Consider the following 17,721-nt stretch of genomic DNA (forward strand, 5'->3'; position numbering starts at 1 on the left):
GCGCCCGCCGGGGGGCGCGGGCATCCCCCCGCCCCCGCGCCGACCCACCGCCGCGGGGGCCGCGGGGGGGGGCCGCCCCCCCCGCCCCCCGGCGGCCCCGCCCCCCCACCGCCCGGTTCCGTCGATCTCCGCGGGGCCCCGAGTCCTTCGGCGGCTCTCGTACGATGGGGGCCCGCAGCAAACCGAGTGAGTGGAGCAGGGACATGACGGAACGGGACGCCGGCCGCACCCTCGCCCACCCCGAAACGGCCGAGATCAGGCTGGAGGGCGTATTGCACGCGCTCTCCGACCCGGTCCGGCTCTCCATCGTCCGGGACCTGGCCGCCTCGGCCGCGGACCTGGCCTGCTCGTACTTCGACCTGCCGGTCACCAAGTCCACGACCACCCACCACTTCCGCGTCCTGCGGGAGAGCGGAGTCGTACGCCAGACCTACCGCGGCACCACGAAGCTGAACGCCCTGCGCCGCGAGGACCTGGAAGCCCTCTACCCCGGCCTCCTCGACAGCGTCCTCACGGCCGCCGAAGCCGAGGCGGCGCGGCTCGCGCCCCGCTGACCGGCCCGTCGCGGGCGGTGAGGGGCAGGTCAGGCGACCTCACCGGCGGTCACGGGCGTGGGCGTGTTCTCGGCGGTCACCGTCACGCCTTCGGCGATGTTCTCCTCCGTCAGGAGCAGGGGGAACACCGGGTTCAGGGGCAGGTCGTAGCCGGGCGGGGCCTGGGTCTCCAGCCAGTAGTAGATGCCGGTCGGCAGGGTGCGCGTGCACGTGCCGTCGGCTGCCGTGGTGCAGGAGGCGCCGATCGAAGTGTCCGGGTCGCTGCCGGTGGTCTGGAGCCCCGGGATGCCGTTGGTCTCCTCCCAGAGCTCGAAGACGGCGCCACCCAGCGGGTCGCCCGTCTCCGCGTCCTCCTTGATCACCGTGACCTCGCCGAGGGGGATGCCGGGGCCCTCGCAGACGGGAGGCTCCGCATCGCACGCGGGCGGGGGGCACCACAGGCCGCCGAGAGCGGAGGTGGACGCGGCGCCCGAGCTGTGGCCGCCGGCCAGGGCGTGGTCCGGGCAGGGGGCGGTACCCCCGGCAGCCCGGTTCATGACGCCCGACGGGTTCCGGACGGCAGCGCCCGCCCCGGCTGCCGCGGCGTACGACGGCGCCGAAACCAGCAGCGCCGTCGTCGCCGTCCCGAGGACCCAGGGCCGCCACCGGTCCCACGACCGGCGCAATCCGTTCGGTGCCATGACACTCCATCCGCATGCTGCTCCGGGGCTTCGCTCCAGCGACATGATCGGCCCGCGCACGAGGGCCGGCCCGGCGACACTCCCGCATGCGGACATTCCTGCCGGACGACCACCCGGACGTACTCACGCGGAGGGACGAGGCGCCAGCAGAGGCCGGGCATGAGGAGGGTCGGGCGTGTGGAGGGCCAGGCGTGCCTACGCCCGGCCCGGGCCCGCGTCGCCCAACAGCCCGGGCCAGTCGAGGATCTTGACCCGGCCCTGCGGGGGGCCGCACCGGGCCACCATCGCCACCACCAAGCTCAACGCCCTGCTAGGTCGTGGCGTCCCAGCGGTGGAGCAGTCCGCCGTCCGGGCCGAAGACGTCCATGCGGTAGCCGTGCGGCAGCGTGACGCCCTCGCTGAGCGTCAGGTACGCGGTGATGGACGCCGCCTGCTGTTTGAACCGGGCGTCGCCCGTGTCCGCGTTGTGGGTGCGCACGACGATCAGGGGTGACGTTCCTTCCGGCCCGGGTACCCGCTCGATGCCGTACACGTCGGCGTCCCCGCCCGCCTGCCGGTAGCGCTCGGCGAGGGCCGCCGCGTCCGGGGGAGCGGCCGTACTCGTCACGGTGGGGCCCGGGGCGGGCACGGCGGCCCGGTCGGCGCCCTCGTCCGTGCACCCCGACAGTGCGGCGCAGGCCGCCACGGTCACCGCAAGCACCAGATTTCTTCCGCGCATCACCGCAGCACTCTAATGTGCGACATCCCCTAAGCGAGCCCCGCGGCGCCCAACAGCCCGGGCCAGTCCGGGATCTTGACGGAGCGGCGGCCCAGCGAACGGCCCAGTTCGGCCTCGGCGGTTTCGATGGCCTGCCAGCCCGGCCACTCCACCGGGTGCAGACCCGCCGCCCGCAGGGCGTCCAGCGGGTCCCCCGACAGCTCGCGCCGGGCCAGCACCGCCGCGTCCTGGAGCAGCGAGGACGCGGTCTCCTTGGCGCACGGCCGGTTCGTGCCGATCACCCCGGTCGGGCCGCGCTTGATCCAGCCCGCCACGTACTCGCCGACCGAGGCCCGGCCCGCGCGGACCACCCGGCCCGCCGCGTGCGGGACCGTCCCCCTCTCGGGGTCGAACGGCAGCCCGGCCAGCGGGACGCCCTTGTACCCCACCGAACGCAGGACCAACTGCGCCTCGATGTCCTCGTGGACGCCCGTCCCGGTCACCCCGCCGCGCCCGTCCGGGGCCGTCCGCTCGAAGCGCATTCCGGTGACCCGCCCGTCGGGCCCGCCGAGGACCTCCACCGGGCGCAGGTAGAACCGCAGCGCGATGCGGCGCGGCTCCCCGCCCGGATCCGCCTCCGCCCAGCCGCGCAGCACCTCGAGGTTCCGCCGCGCCACCGCCGGCAGCGCGGCGGCCGCGGCCGGATCGGCGTACAGGGGGTCGAGCGCCAGCTCGGCGCGGTCCGCCAGGGCGTCCACCCCCGGCAGGGTGCCCAGTTCGCGCAGTTCCTTGGTGGTGAACTTGCCCTGCGAGGGCCCGCGCCGGGCCACCATCGCCACCCTGCGCACCCCGCTGTCCGCGAGTGCGCCGAGCGCCGGCTGCGGCATGTCCGTCGGCGCCAGTTCCGCCGTGCCGCGGGCCAGGATCCGGGTCACGTCCACCGCGACGTTGCCCGCCCCGACGACCACCGCCGACTCCACCCCGGGCAGGTCGAAGACCTCGTCGAGGGCATCGGGGTGGCCGCTGTACCAGGAGACGAAGGCCGTCGCGGAGTGCACCCCGGCGAGCTCCTCGCCGGGGATCCCCAGCAGCCGGTCCCGCGCCGCGCCCACGCAGTACACCACCGCGTGGTACAGCTCCAGGAGCCGCGCCGTGGACAGCTCCGGCCCGCCGACCTCGACGTTCCCGAGGAAGCGGATCCGCTCGTCCTCCAGCACGGTGCGCAGGCTGCCCTGCAGCGACTTGATCTTCTCGTGGTCCGGGGCGACCCCGTACCGTACGAGCCCGTACGGCGCCGGCAGCCGGTCCAGTACGTCGACCCGCACCCCGGGCACCTCGCGCTGCTGGACCAGCGTCTGGGCCGCGTAGACCCCGCTGGGGCCCGATCCGACGACGGCGACACGAAGCACGGCGGAGCTCCTCCCGCAGGTGGTCCCAGCATGACACCGGCCCCCTCCGGCGTCAGCCCATCGCGCGCATCCGGTGGATCTCGGCGCTCTGCGTGGCCACCACCTCGGTGGCCATCTCCTCGACCGCCACGTTGTTGCCCGCGGCCAGCGCCTCGCCGGCCATCTTCACGGCGCCCTCGTGGTGGGCGGTCATCAGCTTCAGGAAGAGCCGGTCGAAATCGGCGCCGCCGGCCCCGGTCAGCTCCTTGAGCTGCTCCTCGGTCGCCATGCCCGGCATCGCTGCGTGGCCGTGGTCGTGCCCGCCGGAGCCCCCCGACGGGGCCGGATGGAGGGTCAGCCACTTCTCCATCGCCCCGATTTCGGGCTGCTGGGCGGCCGAGATCCGTTCCGCCAGCCGCTTGACCCCGTCCGCGGCGGCCCGCTCCGGGGCCAGCGCGCTCATCGTCAGCGCCTGCCGGTGGTGTTCGATCATGCGCTCCACGTAAGCGCGGTCGGCGGCGTTCGGGCTGTCGTCGGGCTTCGCCTTCGCGGCCTCTTCGGGGGTGAGGGTGCGCGCCTTCTCGCCGGGCCGGCCCGGGGCGACGACCACGGGCCGTTCCTCTGTGGCCCGGTCGCTCCCCTCGTCCCCGCCCTGGCAGCCGGCGAGGGGCAGCAGGAGGGCGGCGGTGGCGACGGCCGCTGCGGTGCGATGGAGCAGAGCTGTCGGTGCCTTGTGGCTCCGGAGGGCTTTTGCCATGTCCATGGAAAGGAAGATACTGCCGGGGTCCTGGTTCCGTTCCCTTGCGGGCGGAACCGATCGGGCTCCCCCATCGGAGGGCACAGTGACCTCGCTACACACCAGGCGAGTGCGGAACAGGAGGGTGGGGGTGGCCGTCGCGGCGGCCGGGCTCCTCACCACGCTCCTGGCGGCCGGACCGGCGTCGGCCACCCCCGACCCGGGCGACTTATCACCCGGCAGCGGCAGCGGCAACCAGCAGAGCGCGAGCTCCGTCGAGGGCAGGGAACTGGCCCCGGGCGAGATCCCCGGCCAGGACGAGATCGTGCACAGCCGCAACATCAGGCACCTGGCCAACATCCCCAGCACCGATCCCGCGAACATCAACTCCGACCTGGCCTTCCAGGGCAGGTACGCCTACGCGGGCAGCTATAGCGGCTTCACGATCTACGACATCGCCCAGCCGAAGGCACCGAAGACCGTCTCCCAGGTGCTCTGCCCCGGCGGCCAGAACGACGTCTCCGTCCACGGGGACCTGCTCTTCCTCTCCACCGACTCCTCGCGCAGCGACGACTCCTGCAACAGCGTCTCGCAGCCCGCGACGGAGAAGTCCTCGTGGGAGGGCATCAAGATCTTCGACATCAAGGACAAGAAGAACCCCAAGTACATCAAGTCCGTCGAGACCGCCTGCGGTTCCCACACCCACACCCTGGTGCCGGGTGACAAGGACGTCTACCTCTACGTAGCCTCGTACTCCCCGAACGAGGCCTTCCCCGACTGCAAGCCGCCGCACGACGGCATCTCCGTGGTGAAGGTCCCGAAGAAGGCGCCGACGAAGGCCGCGGTCGTCGCCTTCCCGATCCTCTTCCCCGACGGCGGCAACCCGGGCGGGCCCACCAACCCCGGGGTCTCCAAGACCACCGGCTGCCACGACATCACGGTGCTGCCGTCGAAGAAGCTCGCCGCCGGTGCCTGCATGGGCGACGGCATCCTCTTCGACATCAGCAAGCCCGAGCAGCCGAAGGTCATCGACCGGGTGCAGGACAACGTGAACTTCGCGTTCTGGCACTCCGCCACCTTCAACGAGCGGGCGAACAAGGTGGTGTTCACCGACGAGCTCGGCGGCGGTTCCGGTGCCACCTGCAACGCGGCCACCGGCCCCGACCGGGGCGCCGACGGGGTCTACGACATCACCGGCCGCGGGGACCAGCGCAAGCTCGTCTTCCGCAGCTACTTCAAGATCCCGCGCCACCAAGCGGACACCGAGAACTGCGTGGCCCACAACGGTTCGCTGATCCCGGTCGGCGGCGGCCGCGACATCATGGTGCAGGCCTGGTACCAGGGCGGCGTGTCCGTATGGGAGTTCACCGACTCCGCCCGGCCCAGGGAGATCGCGTACTTCGAGCGCGGACCGCTGACGACGGACCGGCTCGGACTGGGCGGGTCCTGGTCGGCGTACTACTACAACGGGCACATCTACTCGAACGACATCGCCAAGGGCCTCGACGTGCTGCGCCTCGACGACTGGCGCACCGAGAGCGCCAAGTGGGTGTGGATGGACCGGCTCAACGTGCAGAGCCAGCCCGAGTACCACTGACGTCCACCTGGCTAGGGGTGTGAGGGAAACGTTCCGCCGGGCGTTCCGCCGTCCGGCGGAACGCCGAGCTCCCAGTCCAGTCCGTAGCGCTGGAACAGCTCGGCCCGCAGCCGGGCCTGCGGCATCGGGGCGCCCGGCAGCAGGATCGCCACGACCGCACCCATCAGCAGGGCCCGCAGCAGCGGATAGTCCGCGTCCACGTCCGCCGAGCCGTACCGGGCGACGGTGTCCCGCAGCAGCTCCGCCAGCCGCTGCTGCTCCGGACACTGCACGAAGCCCTCCGCAGTGAGGATGCCCGCCATGTGCGTCCGCATCAGCAGCGGCTCGTCCCGGGCCAGCCCGAGGATCGCGTCGATGGCGCGCGCGAGCCGCTCGCGCCCGTCGTCGGTGCGGGGCTCGCGCTCCAGCGCGGCGTGCAGCGTGCGGTGCATCAGCCGGTGCACGGCCGACTGCAGCAACTGCCGTTTGCCCGGGAAGTAGTACGAGACCAGGCCGCGGGCGGCGCCCGCCCGGTCGGCGATGTCGCCCAGGGTCGTGGCCTCGTAGCCGCGCGAGGAGACGAGCTCGACCGTGGACTGGAGCAGCCGCTCCCGGGAACGTCTGCGCAATTCTTCATTGACCGATGCGCTGCGCGGGACCATGCTTACTCCTGCGTTGACTGGCTCAGAGCCAATATACTCAGCGCACGGGGTCGCCTGCTCTGGGTGAAACGGGGGATCGCCCAGAGCAGGCACCCCACACCCTTCACCGGTCCGCAGCGCCGGACCCGCGCCGACGGCCCGATCCGGACGTCGCGAGCGCCACCACGGCCACGCCCAGCAGCCAGCCCGCCACCACGTCGGACAGCCAGTGGACCCCGAGGTAGACACGGGTGAAGCCGACCCCGAGCACCGAGACCGCGGCCACCGTCCAGGCGGCGGCCGGCGCCCACGCCGGGAGCGTACGGGTGGCGGGCACGGGCTGCGAGGGCGGCCGGGGGAGCAGCCACAGGAGCAGGCCGCACACCACCGTCGCCGACATCGCGTGCCCGGACGGATAGGCCGCGTACTGCGCCGAGTCCACCGGATCCGGCCACACCGGCCGCTCCCGGCCCACCAGTGCCTTCAGCCCCTGCTGCACCACCGTGGCCACCACGATGGCCAGCGCCACCCGGAGCGCCCGCTCCCGGTCACCGCGCCACCACAGCAGGACGCACGCGACGGCGGCCAGCGCCCGCATGGTCCAGGGATCCCACACCCAGTCGGAGAGCACCCGCATGACCTGCGTGACCCCGGGGTGGGCGACGGCGTGGGCGTGCAGGTCCCGGGCGATCCGGAGGTCGCAGAAGAGGAGTGGCCGCCAGCCCGCCACCACCAGCGCCGTCAGGACCGACACGAGCAGCGTGGCGAGGATGCCCGCCCACCGAAGGGGGTTGTTCCGCATGGGGCGATCCTCGCACCGGCGCGCGGGTCGCCGGGCCGCGCCGCGGGCGCACCACGAGGGCGCACCACGACGGCGCACTACGACGGCGCACTACGCCAGCGCGCTCAGCCCCGGCACGAAAGCCACCAGCAGCGGTATCGCCGGGACCAGCGTGGCCAGCGCCGTCAGGCGCAGCCTGCGGCCCGGCGACAGCCGGGGTGCGGCAGCGAGCAGCCTGCGCACCCGCTGCGGGACGTGCGCCTGTTGGGTGGAGGCCGCGAACACCCCCCGGTCCTCGTTGAGCCCGACCAGTGCCAGCGCGATCGTCAGCCGTCCGAACCGCCGCGAGGCCACGTCGTCGGCGGCCATCTCCACCAGCCGGTGCATCTCCGCCTCGAAGGCCGCGAAGACCGGCACCTGCGGGAAGCCCCGGGCCAGCGCCCGCGAACAGTGCAGCAGCCAGTCGTGCCGGGCCGTCGCGTGCCCCTGCTCGTGCGCCAGTACGGCGTCCAGCTGGCTGCCCTTCAGTCGGCCCAGCGCCGCCGTGGTCACCACCAGCTGCGGGGCCGCTCCCGGCAGCCACCAGGCGTCCGGCCGCGGACCCTCCAGTACGACGAGCCGCGCACCCGAGGGGTCCTCGCCCGGGAGCAGCGGGGCCCGTACGAGCAGTTCGCTGCCCTGCGCGCGCCGCCGGGCCCGTGCCCGCAGCACCTCACCGGTCAGCATCGCCCCCGTCCACAGCGCACCGCCCGCAAGCGCCAGCGCGGTGGCCGCGGCCCAGGGCCCGCCGGACGCGCCCAGGGCGTAGGCGTCGACCACCCCGTGCGGGGCGGCGGCGAAGAGCCGGCCCCGGACCGCCTGCCAGGCGGCCGCCGCACTCAGCAGCATCGACAGTCCGAAGCACAGGAGCACGGCACCGACCACGCACTGCCACGCCCACAGCGCCACGACAGGCTCGCGCTCGGGCCATCGGGCCCGGGCCAGCAGACGGGGGGCGAGCACCGCGGTCAGGGCGCCGAGCATCAGGAGAACGGCGGGGACCATCATGGTCGCCAGCCTATGAGCGCGGGACTACCTGCGGGTACGGCCTCGGGGCATTGGTGACGCAGGACACGTTCGCGGGCGCCGTCACATCGTGAGCAGCATCGCCAACATCCCCATTCCCATGGCCAGTCGGCAGGCACGGATCAGCTCGGCCGGTCCGCCCCCGCCCGCGGCGGCCGGCTGCCCGGCCGGGCCCCCCGCGGTGAGCAGCCGGGTGCCACCGAGCACCACGTACCCGGCGTAGTAGAGGAGCAGCGCCCCGGTCAGCAGCGGCAGCCCGGCGCCCTGGCCGTGCCCGTGACCGTTCCCGGAGGCCGCCGCCGTCAGGCTCATGTAGACCATCGTCAGGGAGCCCACCAGGTGGTGCGTGTGGTGCGCCCCGCCCCGCAGCAGCCACAGGGCGTGCAGGGCCGCGCCGCAGAAGACCACCCCCAGCACGGGAGCCCGCCACCCGTCGGCGCGGGCCAGGGGCACGGCCATCAGCGCCATGCCGAACCCCATCACCGCCTCGGCGGCCACCGCTCCGCCCGACGTCCGCACCCGCCGGAGGCAGTACCCACCGCTCACCGCGCACAGCAGCACCAGCAGCCAGGCGGACACGGACACGGAAACGGACACGGAAACGGACACGGAGTCGGAAAGGGACGTGGCTGAACCGTGCACGGCGGAACCCCCGGTTCGTCGGCGTCACGCGTCACGGGAAGAGATGCCCCTCTCACACGGCGCTCACGCGGCCCCGGGATACGCTCTCCCTGCCGCACCAGGCATGTCATATGCCACCGCACCGAACGGAGCGCCCAGATGTCGACCGCCCAGTCAGCCGCCCTCAGTTTCCGCAGTGCCGTGGAGGCGGACGTACCGGAATTGGTGGTGCTCGTCGAGTCCGCGTACCGCGGGGACGCCAGCCGGGCCGGCTGGACCACCGAGGCCGACTACCTGGACGGGCAGCGCACCGACCCGGACGGGGTCCGCGCCGTCATCGAAAGCCCCGACAGCGTCCTGCTCGTCGTCGAGCGCGCGGGTGAACTCGTCGCCTGCTGCCAGCTCGAACACCGCGGGGACCACGCCTACTTCGGCATGTTCGCCGTCCGCCCCGGGCTCCAGGGCGCCGGCCTCGGCAAGGAGATCCTGGCCGAGGCCGAGCGCCGCGCCCGCGAGACCTGGGAGGCGAAGGAGATGCGGATGACGGTGGTGAACGTACGGGAGGAGCTCATCGCCTACTACGTGCGCCGCGGCTACGCGCGCACCGGCGAGCTGAGCCCCTTCCCCTACGGTGACGAGCGCTTCGGCGTCCCGCTCCGGGACGACCTCGCCTTCGAGCTGCTCGTCAAGGCGCTCTGATCCCTCGTCAGGACGGTGGGGGCGGTCAGGCCGTCAGGTCGTCAGGCCGTCAGGCGGTGAACCGGCCCGTGCTGCGGATCTCCGGGAGGTCCGTGGCCGCGCCGTTCAGCCCGAGCGCCCGCGCCAGCCGCAGCTGGTCCAGGGTGTTGACCGCCAGGGCGGTCACCCGCAGCCCGGCCGCGTGCGCCGCCTCCACCGTCTCCAGGGAGAGCAGGTGGATGTCCACCGCGATCGTCGTGGCGCCCGCGGCCAGCGCCCGGTCCACGATGCCACCGGCGCCGCCCCCGGGGGCCGCGTACAGGGTGGTCCGTACGCCGGGCACCAGCCGGGCCGTCTCGGCGAGCAACGCCCCGTCGGCGGAGGCCACCTCCACCCGGCCGGTCAGGTCCCGGCGCAGGATCAGCTCCGCCAGCACGCCGGCCACGGCCCGGTCCCGTACGGACACCTGGAGCGGCACGCGGACCGCGTCCAGGACCTCATCGAGGACCGGCACCCGCTCGCCCTGACCGGCGTCCAGCTCGCGCAGCTCGGCCAGGGTCAGATCGGCGACGGCCCCCGAGCCGTCGGTGGTCCGGTCCACCTCGGGGTCGTGCAGGGCGACGAGGGCGCCGTCCTTGCTCAGCCGGAGATCCAGGGCGATGACGTCCATGCCGGAACGTTCCGCTCGAACGAACGACCGCAGGGTGTTCTCCGGTTCGACACCCATGACCCCGCGGTGACCGATGGTGAGGAAAGTCAAGGTTCTCTCGCTTCCGTCGACGGCGGCTCCCCGCGCGGTCGCGGTGTCCCGACCGGCCGCGCGCGATGAGGTCGCATGCTAGTGCGCCGAGGGTGCGAAGGGACCGTCCGTGCATCGGCCCGGAAGGCCGCTCAGGCCGCTTCCCGCCAGGGTTGTGCGCCCTGCGGCGGCCGGCGCCGGGCCCGCCGCGTCACCCGGGCGTGGGCGCGTCCTCGTCGGCTTGACGGCCCCGGGCGACGGCCTCCGAGCCGGTCCGCGCGCTGCCGGTCGCTCCCGCCTCCGCAAGCGCCACCAGGTCGGTGAGCAGGGCCTCGGCCAGCTCCAGCTCGGCCAGGTGCTGGCGTTCGCTCCAGCGCAGCGCGAGGGCGGGGAAGGCCCATTCCGGTACCCCGTCCGCCTGCTCCATGGCCTCCCGTACGGCGGCCAGCTCGCCCCGGGTGCGCTCCACGTGCTCGTCGACCATCGCGCGCAGCCGCTCCGGCTCGGCCAGGTGGCCGAGCCAGATCCGCAGCAGCAGACCGTGCTTGAGCACCGGCGGTCCCGCCTCGGCGGTGTCGGCGGCCCAGCCGGACAGGGCCGCGCGGCCCGCGTCGGTGATGGCGTACCGCCGTTTGGCCCGCGCCTCCTCGGGCCCCGAGCGCGCGGAGGCGGCGTAACCGAGTTCCTCCAGTCGGCGCAGCTCCGCGTAGATCTGGCTGATGGCCGGTGACCAGTAGAAGAAGCGCAGCGAGGAGTCCGCCCACTTCTTCAGCTCGTAGCCGGTCCGCTCGCCGGGGAAGGAGAGCAGGCCCAGTACGGCCCACGCGGTCGGCGGAAGCTCTTGCTTCTTCGCTTCCTGACTACTAGTCATATTACTAATTGAAGTGAGGCCGGGCATGCGACGCAACCCTGGGGGCACCGTGAAATTCTCCGTGATCTTCGAGGCTCAGCTGGCCGATCCGACCGTCGAGCGGGAGCACCAGGTCATCCGCGACTGCGTCGAGCAGGCCGTGCTGGCCGAACGCGTGGGCTTCGACCGGATCTGGGCGGTCGAGCACCACTCCCTGAAGTGGTACGCGCACATGAGCGCTCCAGAGGTCTTCCTGAGCTGGATCGCCGCCAAGACGAGCACCATACGCATCGGGCACGGCGTCGTGTGCATGCCCTTCAACTTCAACCACCCGGTGCGGGTCGCCGAGCGGGCCGCCATGCTCGACCTGCTCTCGGGCGGGCGGCTCGACCTCGGGGCCGGGCGCGGCGGCACCGAGCAGGAGACCTCGCTGTGCGGAGTGGACCGGGAGCGCACCACGGCGGAGGTGGAGGAGGCCCTGCGGATCATCGGCAGGGCCTGGCAGGAGGAGGAGCTGGAGTACCACGGCGAGCTGATCGACATAGACCCGCATCCGATCCTGCCGCGGCCGCTGCAGACCCCGCATCCGCCGCTGTTCCTGGCGTGCAGCCGCGGCGAGACCCTCGTCCAGGCGGCCGAGCTGGGGATCGGGGCGCTGGTGATGGGCTTCGCCGGTCCGGAGTCGATCGCGCGGATGCGCTCCGTCTACGACGCCGCGATCGCCGGGCGGGACGGCAGCCGGTTCGTGTCCACCGTGGTCAACGACCACTTCTCCGTGCTGTGCCCGACCATCGTGCTCGACGACCGGGAGGAGGCGCGCCGGATCGGCGTCCGCGGCCAGCGGTTCTTCGCCCAGTCGATCGGCCACTGGTACGGCGGGGCGGGGGTCCCGGACGAGGCCGTTGTCGCGGGCGCCGACGAGGCCGCGGAGATGTGCCGGGCCGCCGAGCAGGTGGTGGCCCGGCTGCACGAGCTGGACATCCCGGTCCGGCCGGCCTCCACGGCCACCTTCAACGCCGACCACGCCTACGGGAGCGCCGAGGACGCCATCGCGTACGTGGAGCGGCTCAGGGAGGCGGGGGCCGACGAGATCATGTGTCTGATCCAGATGGGCACGGTGGAGCAGGAGGCGTGCCTGGAGACCCTGAGGCAGTGGGGGGAGAAGGTCATCCCGCACTTCCGCGGCATGTGATGTCCGACTCCGTCGCGGGCCGGGGCTCCGGCCCGGCCCGATCCGGCCGGAAGCCGTCAGTGGCCGGAAAGGCCTTGGCGCAACTGGGCGGAGTGGTTGGTTCCACCCCCTCGAACGGGAAGACTTCCGGTGAAGCGGGGGGTATCACCGGATAATTTCCCGAGCTACCTCTTGAACGGAAGAGCCTCGCGCGCTTACGCTGCCTTGACGTGAGGTTCTCCTGTGGAGGAAGTGACATGACGGAAACTCTTGTGCCGGGTACCGGCGGCGCCGTGATAACCGCCGAGACGCGGGTGGTCGACCACCCGGCGTGGCCCGAGCTCAAGGCCGCCGTGGAGGAGATCCGTCCGTGGCAGGCCAAGGACGGCTCCATCGACTTCGATGCCGAGGGCGCCCCCGCCCGGCACACCGCCGAGGCCGCGGTCGGTCGCGTGATCCGCGCCGTCGAGACGCTCTCCCCGCTGCTGCCGCACGCCACCACGTACCACGAGACGCTCGTCGCCGACCTGCGCAAGTGGGCCGCGGCCGACTTCCAGGTGCCGGACTTCCTCGACTCGCTGCTGGCCTTCCACCCGGCCGCCGAGCGCGCGGACGGGCTGCAGCACCTCGTCGTCTTCCCGATGTACACGCAGAACGGCAACCCGGACCGCAACCTGGAGGCCGTCGTCCTCAAGATGGTGTGGCCCGAGTGGCTCGCCGAGCTGGAGCGCACCCGGTACGACAACCCGCTCTTCCTCGGCATCACCTTCGAGGACTTCACCGCGGGCTACGACACCCACTCCGCCGTGCTCTTCCCGGAGACCATCGCCGTGCGCGAGGCCCCCGAGCGCTTCACCTGGGGCGGCATCTTCTGTGACCGCGAGGCCGCGCGGTTCCGCAAGGTCACCTCGGCCGCCGTCGACATCCTCGGCGTCGAGCTGCCCGCCGACATCGCCGCCATGGTCACCGACCAGGAGCGCTGCGAGAAGGCCTTCGTCCTGTGGGACATGGTCCACGACCGCACCCACAGCCACGGCGACCTGCCGTTCGACCCCTTCATGATCAAGCAGCGCCAGCCGTTCTGGATGTACGGCCTGGAGGAGCTGCGCTGCGACCTCACCGCCTTCAAGGAGGCCGTGAAGCTGGAGTCCGAGGGCAACGAGCACGGCCGTGACGTGCAGTACGCCGTCCTCTTCGACCGGATGTTCCGCTTCCCGGTCTCCGGCGACCGCACGCGCAACTACGACGGCCTCGGCGGCCAGCTGCTCTTCGCGTACCTCCACAAGCACGACGTCGTGCGCTGGACGGACAACAAGCTGAAGATCGACTGGATGCGCGCCCCGCAGGTCACCAACCAGCTGTGCGCCGAGATCGAGGACCTGTACCGGGCCGGCATCGACCGCCCGAAGCTGGTGCACTGGTTCAAGGCCTACGAGCTGGTCTCGACGTACCTCGCCCCGCACCCGGGTTCCAAGTGGGCCAAGGGTCCCGACGCCCTCGACATGACGCAGCCGCCGCGCAAGCTCGTGGACGACGTGCTTCCGGACGAGTTTCCGCTCAGCATGTTCTTTGAGGCGCTCTCCAAGAAGCTCAAGGGAGTGATCGCCTCCACGAAGGGCATCACCGCCCTGAATGCAGAGCAGGCCGAGCGAGTCGCCGCGTGAGCGCTCGCCCACAGGAGGCTGGACAGATGAACGGCTCCGGGAACGGCAACGGAAAGCTGCACGGAGCGGTGGTGGCGGTGGCCGGGGCCGGCGGCCCCGCCGGCCGTGCCACCCTGCTCCGCCTCGCCGAGGCGGGTGCCGTGGTCGTCGCGTCCGACGCCAATGCGGCGCGGCTCGCGGAGGCCGTGGACGCCGCACGCTACGCCCACGGCGGCGCCACCATCACCGGTGACACCGTGGACCTGCTCGACCTCGGCGCCACCCAGGCCTGGGCCGAGCAGACCGAGAAGGAATTCGGCCGGATCGACGGGCTGGTCCACCTCGTGGGCGGCTGGCGCGGCAGCAAGACCTTCACCGACGTCGACCTCGCGGACTGGGACTTCCTGGAGAAGCTCCTCATCCGCACCGTCCAGCACACCTCGCTGGCCTTCCACGACGGACTGCTGCGCAGCGACCGCGGCCGCTACGTCCTGGTCAGCCAGTCCGGCGCGCACAAGCCCGTCGCCAACAACGCCGCGTACAACGCGGGCAAGGCGGCGGCCGAGGCCTGGACCCTGGCGATGGCGGACTCCTTCCGCAAGGCGGGGGGTGACGAGGGCCCGGGCGCGGCGGCTGCGATCCTGGTCATCAAGGCACTGGTGCACGACGCGATGCGCGCCGAGCGACCCAATGCGAAGTTCGCGGGCTTCACCGACGTGAAGGAGCTGGCCGAGGCCATCGCCGGCGTCTGGGAGCGGCCCGCCACCGATGTGAACGGACAGCGTCTGTGGCTCACTCCGCAACCGTGAGAACCGATGCCGGGAAGACCGACGCCCGGCGCCACCACGATCCGGCGGTGCGCGGTTTCGCGAGCGACAACTATGCGGGGGTGCACCCCGAGGTGCTCGCCGCCGTCGCCCTGGCGAACGGCGGCCACCAGGTCTCGTACGGCGAGGACGAGTACACCGAACACCTGCAGAAGATCTTCCGCAGCCACTTCGGTCCGTACGCGGAGACCTTCCCGGTCTTCAACGGCACGGGCGCCAACGTCGTCGCCCTGCAGGCCATGACGGACCGGTGGGGCGCCGTGATCTGCGCCAAGACCGCCCACATCAACGTGGACGAGGGCGGCGCGCCGGAGCGGATGGCGGGCATCAAGCTGCTCGCCGTCCCCACTCCGGACGGCAAGCTCACCCCCGAGCTGATCGACCAGGAGGCCTGGGGCTTCGAGGACGAGCACCGGGCGATGCCGCAGGTCGTCTCCATCACGCAGAACACCGAGCTCGGCACGGTCTACACGCCGGACGAGATCCGTGCCATCTGCGAGCACGCGCACGGCCTGGGCATGAAGGTGCACCTCGACGGTGCCCGGATAGCCAACGCCGCGGCCTCGCTCGACGTGCCGATGCGCACGTTCACGAACACCGTCGGCGTCGACGTGCTGTCGTACGGCGGCACCAAGAACGGCATGATGTTCGGCGAGGCCGTGGTGGTGCTGAACCCGGACGCGGTCCGGCAGATGAAGCACATCCGCAAGATGTCGATGCAGCTCGCGTCCAAGATGCGGTTCGTGTCGGTGCAGCTGGAGGCGCTGCTCGCCAAGGACCTGTGGCTGCGCAACGCCCGGCACGCCAATGCGATGGCGCAGCGGCTGGCCGCGGGCGTGCGCGAGACGGACGGGGTGGAGATCCTCTACCCCGTGCAGGCGAACGCGGTGTTCGCGCGGCTGCCGCACGAGGTGTCGCGGCGACTGCAGAAGCGTTACCGCTTCTACTTCTGGGACGAGGCCGCGGGCGACGTCCGCTGGATGTGCGGTTTCGACACCCAGGAAGAGGACGTGGACGGCTTCCTGCAGGCCCTGAAGGAAGAGATGGCGCGCTAGCGCCACTGTATGCATAGATATTCCCCCGACTGTAAATCCATTGATCTACGGTCGGGGGCTTGTCTATGCTCCGGGGTATGCAGCTGATCCAGCAGAACCCTGATATCCATGCCTACTTGGCGTCGGACGAGGCCATCGATCACTGGCACCCCCTCGTTCAGGAAACCGCCGACGCCCTCTGGTCCGCCACCGGCGATGCATATTCATACGCCAAGGTGGCCTTCGAGTTCGTCCGCGACACGATCCCGCACTCGGCCGATTCCGGGGACCTGCGGGTCTCCTGGCGCGCCTCCGACGTCCTCGCCACGCGCAACGGCATCTGCTACGCCAAGTCCCACGCCCTCGCGGCCCTGCTGCGCGCCCAGGGCATCCCGGCGGCCCTCTGCTACCAGCGGCTGACCGACGACGACGGGTCGAACCCGGTCGTGCACGGCCTGGTGGCCGTCCGGCTGCCCGGCAGCTCCCACTGGTCCCGCCTGGACCCCCGCGGCAACAAGTCGGGGGTGGACGCGCAGTTCAGCCTCGACCGCGAGCAACTGGCCTTCCCCGTGCGGCCGGAACTCGGCGAGATCGACCATCCGGAGCTGTACGCCGCGCCGCACCCGGCCGCGCTGGGCGCCCTGCGGGAGTCCGCCGACCGGCCGGAGCTGTGGACGAAGCTGCCGACGGCTCTTTGACGTTGAGTTAATAGGAAGGTTTCCTGTCTGACATCGTTGTCAGATTGGCATGGGCATGAGTAGATTCGGTTGCGGAATCCCCCCACGGAGACCCCCGGAATCCCGGAATCCCCCACCTCCGACCGGAAGGCGCTTCATGCGTTACGGAGTTCCCGCCGGGCTGGCCGCCCTTGCCCTCGGCCTGGCCGCAACCCTCTTCCCCCTCCACGCCGCAGTCGCCGGAACACCCCGAACCGCGGCCGCACCCGCGCAGTTCACCCACCCCGGAGTCCTCAACAGCCGCGCGCAACTGGACTTCGTGCGCACGCAGGTACAGGCCGGCCGGCAGCCGTGGAAGGCCGCCTACGACCAGATGCTGGCGAGCAAGTACGGCTCGCTGTCGCGCACGCCCAAGCCGCGCGAGGTCGTCGAATGCGGCTCGTACTCGAACCCGAACATCGGCTGCACCGACGAGCGCGAGGACGCCATCGCCGCGTACAGCCACGCCCTCGCCTGGTACGTGACCCGGGACGCCAAGTACGCCCGCAAATCCATCGAGTTGATGGACGCGTGGTCCGCGAAGATCAAGGACCACACCAACAGCAACGCGCCGCTGCAGAGCGGCTGGGCGGGCTCCACCTGGCCGCGCGCCGCCGAGATCATCAAGCACACGTACACGGGCGGCTGGCCGAACCAGGGGCGCTTCGCGACGATGCTGCGGGACGTCTACCTGCCCGAGGTGATCAACGGGCGGCCGAACAGCAACGGCAACTGGGAACTGATCATGATGGACGCGGCCGTCGGGATCTCGGTGCACCTCGACGACCGCGCGAGCTACGACAAGGCGATGGGCATCTACCTCGGCCGCGTCCCCGCCTACTTCTACCTGGCCTCCGACGGCGCGCAGCCCGCGTACCCGCCGCGCTCGTCCATCGACACCCGCGGCGAGCTGATCGACTACTGGCACGGCCAGAGCACCTTCGTCGACGGCCTCGCGCAGGAGACCTGCCGGGACTTCGGCCACACCGGCATGGGGATCGCCGCGGCCATGCACGTCGCCGAGACCTCACGCATCCAGGGCCGCGACCTCTACCCGCAGTTCAAGGACCGGTTCCGGCACGCGCTGGGATTCCACGCCACGTACGAACTCGGCGCGGCGGTCCCCTCCTGGCTCTGCGGAGGCAGCCTGACCAAGGGCATCGGCCCGGCGACCGAGGTCGGCTACAACGCCCTGCACACCCGGCTCGGCGTCACGATGGAGAACACCCGCAGGCTCACCGAGGGACGGCGCCCGGCGGGCACCGAGAACCACTTCGAGGCCTGGGAGACCCTGACCCACGCAGACAACCCCCACTGAACGGGT

19 protein-coding genes are annotated in these 17,721 nt (G+C 71.9%); 9 read left to right on the plus strand and 10 right to left on the minus strand.

The genetic code is table 11. The features are described from left to right. Positions 1-203 precede the first annotated feature (203 nt). Entirely contained in the window at positions 204-554 is a 351-nt protein-coding gene (locus ACIPYQ_RS34410) for an ArsR/SmtB family transcription factor (RefSeq protein ID WP_401258025.1), read from the plus strand. A gap of 29 nt (positions 555-583) precedes the next feature. Here ACIPYQ_RS34410 and ACIPYQ_RS34415 read toward each other — a convergent pair whose 3' ends face one another. From ACIPYQ_RS34415 to ACIPYQ_RS34430, 4 genes are all read right to left on the minus strand, one after another. After that, on the minus strand, positions 584-1,234 hold the full coding sequence (locus ACIPYQ_RS34415) for a prealbumin-like fold domain-containing protein (protein WP_401258027.1): 651 nt from the start codon (positions 1,232-1,234) through the stop codon (positions 584-586). 310 nt (positions 1,235-1,544) lie between these two features. After that, positions 1,545-1,952 (minus strand): hypothetical protein, encoded by a 408-nt coding sequence (locus ACIPYQ_RS34420; protein ID WP_401258028.1) that lies wholly within the window; start codon positions 1,950-1,952, stop codon positions 1,545-1,547. Positions 1,953-1,981: 29 nt separating this feature from the next. Beyond that, positions 1,982-3,340 (minus strand): FAD-dependent oxidoreductase, encoded by a 1,359-nt coding sequence (locus tag ACIPYQ_RS34425; protein WP_401258029.1) that lies wholly within the window; start codon positions 3,338-3,340, stop codon positions 1,982-1,984. Positions 3,341-3,392: 52 nt separating this feature from the next. Next, positions 3,393-4,082, minus strand: a complete 690-nt coding sequence (locus ACIPYQ_RS34430) for a DUF305 domain-containing protein (protein WP_401258031.1) — start codon at positions 4,080-4,082, stop codon at positions 3,393-3,395. 79 nt (positions 4,083-4,161) lie between these two features. On the opposite strand from ACIPYQ_RS34430, the gene ACIPYQ_RS34435 reads away from it, so the two are divergent. Further along, positions 4,162-5,652 (plus strand): LVIVD repeat-containing protein, encoded by a 1,491-nt coding sequence (locus ACIPYQ_RS34435; protein ID WP_401258033.1) that lies wholly within the window; start codon positions 4,162-4,164, stop codon positions 5,650-5,652. 11 nt (positions 5,653-5,663) lie between these two features. Here ACIPYQ_RS34435 and ACIPYQ_RS34440 read toward each other — a convergent pair whose 3' ends face one another. The 4 genes from ACIPYQ_RS34440 to ACIPYQ_RS34455 form a co-directional block, all read right to left on the minus strand. Next, entirely contained in the window at positions 5,664-6,293 is a 630-nt protein-coding gene (locus ACIPYQ_RS34440; protein WP_401258034.1) for a TetR/AcrR family transcriptional regulator, read from the minus strand. A 103-nt stretch (positions 6,294-6,396) separates the two neighbouring features. Further along, positions 6,397-7,074: a phosphatase PAP2 family protein gene (locus ACIPYQ_RS34445; protein WP_401258035.1), complete on the minus strand. Its 678-nt coding sequence runs from the start codon at positions 7,072-7,074 to the stop codon at positions 6,397-6,399. A gap of 90 nt (positions 7,075-7,164) precedes the next feature. After that, positions 7,165-8,100 carry a M56 family metallopeptidase gene (locus ACIPYQ_RS34450; protein ID WP_401258036.1) on the minus strand — a complete coding sequence of 312 codons (936 nt, stop codon included), beginning with the start codon at positions 8,098-8,100 and terminating at the stop codon, positions 7,165-7,167. A gap of 81 nt (positions 8,101-8,181) precedes the next feature. Continuing rightward, the gene (locus ACIPYQ_RS34455; RefSeq protein ID WP_401258037.1) at positions 8,182-8,703 is read right to left on the minus strand and encodes a DUF5134 domain-containing protein; all 522 of its coding nucleotides are present in this window, start codon (positions 8,701-8,703) and stop codon (positions 8,182-8,184) included. Positions 8,704-8,898: 195 nt separating this feature from the next. Here ACIPYQ_RS34455 and ACIPYQ_RS34460 point away from each other — a divergent pair, with 195 nt between their 5' ends. Further along, positions 8,899-9,438, plus strand: coding sequence for a GNAT family N-acetyltransferase (locus ACIPYQ_RS34460; RefSeq protein WP_361755500.1), 540 nt, complete (start codon positions 8,899-8,901; stop codon positions 9,436-9,438). Positions 9,439-9,487: 49 nt separating this feature from the next. On the opposite strand, the gene ACIPYQ_RS34465 is transcribed toward ACIPYQ_RS34460, so the two are convergent. After that, on the minus strand, positions 9,488-10,177 hold the full coding sequence (locus ACIPYQ_RS34465) for a glycerophosphodiester phosphodiesterase (protein WP_401258039.1): 690 nt from the start codon (positions 10,175-10,177) through the stop codon (positions 9,488-9,490). A 190-nt stretch (positions 10,178-10,367) separates the two neighbouring features. Beyond that, positions 10,368-11,027: a PadR family transcriptional regulator gene (locus tag ACIPYQ_RS34470; protein ID WP_401258041.1), complete on the minus strand. Its 660-nt coding sequence runs from the start codon at positions 11,025-11,027 to the stop codon at positions 10,368-10,370. 49 nt (positions 11,028-11,076) lie between these two features. Between ACIPYQ_RS34470 and ACIPYQ_RS34475 the strand changes: the two genes are divergently transcribed. The 6 genes from ACIPYQ_RS34475 to ACIPYQ_RS34500 all read left to right on the plus strand — a co-directional run bounded on the left by ACIPYQ_RS34475 (position 11,077) and on the right by ACIPYQ_RS34500 (position 17,715). Continuing rightward, on the plus strand, positions 11,077-12,198 hold the full coding sequence (locus tag ACIPYQ_RS34475) for an LLM class flavin-dependent oxidoreductase (RefSeq protein ID WP_401258134.1): 1,122 nt from the start codon (positions 11,077-11,079) through the stop codon (positions 12,196-12,198). 236 nt (positions 12,199-12,434) lie between these two features. Next, on the plus strand, positions 12,435-13,841 hold the full coding sequence (locus ACIPYQ_RS34480) for a DUF6421 family protein (protein ID WP_361755488.1): 1,407 nt from the start codon (positions 12,435-12,437) through the stop codon (positions 13,839-13,841). Between the two features lie 26 nt (positions 13,842-13,867). Further along, positions 13,868-14,629 (plus strand): SDR family NAD(P)-dependent oxidoreductase, encoded by a 762-nt coding sequence (locus ACIPYQ_RS34485; protein ID WP_401258042.1) that lies wholly within the window; start codon positions 13,868-13,870, stop codon positions 14,627-14,629. Then, positions 14,608-15,702, plus strand: a complete 1,095-nt coding sequence (locus ACIPYQ_RS34490) for a threonine aldolase family protein (RefSeq protein ID WP_401258044.1) — start codon at positions 14,608-14,610, stop codon at positions 15,700-15,702. Before ACIPYQ_RS34485 ends, ACIPYQ_RS34490 begins: the two co-directional genes overlap by 22 nt. A 77-nt stretch (positions 15,703-15,779) precedes the next feature. Beyond that, a complete protein-coding gene (locus ACIPYQ_RS34495; RefSeq protein ID WP_401258045.1) occupies positions 15,780-16,379 on the plus strand; it encodes a transglutaminase family protein in 600 nt (199 codons plus the stop codon). Positions 16,380-16,515: 136 nt separating this feature from the next. Continuing rightward, positions 16,516-17,715 carry an alginate lyase family protein gene (locus ACIPYQ_RS34500; RefSeq protein WP_401258047.1) on the plus strand — a complete coding sequence of 400 codons (1,200 nt, stop codon included), beginning with the start codon at positions 16,516-16,518 and terminating at the stop codon, positions 17,713-17,715. Positions 17,716-17,721 lie beyond the last annotated feature (6 nt).

This window comes from Streptomyces sp. NPDC090045 (genome assembly GCF_044747975.1).
Taxonomy (GTDB): Bacteria; Actinomycetota; Actinomycetes; order Streptomycetales; family Streptomycetaceae; genus Streptomyces.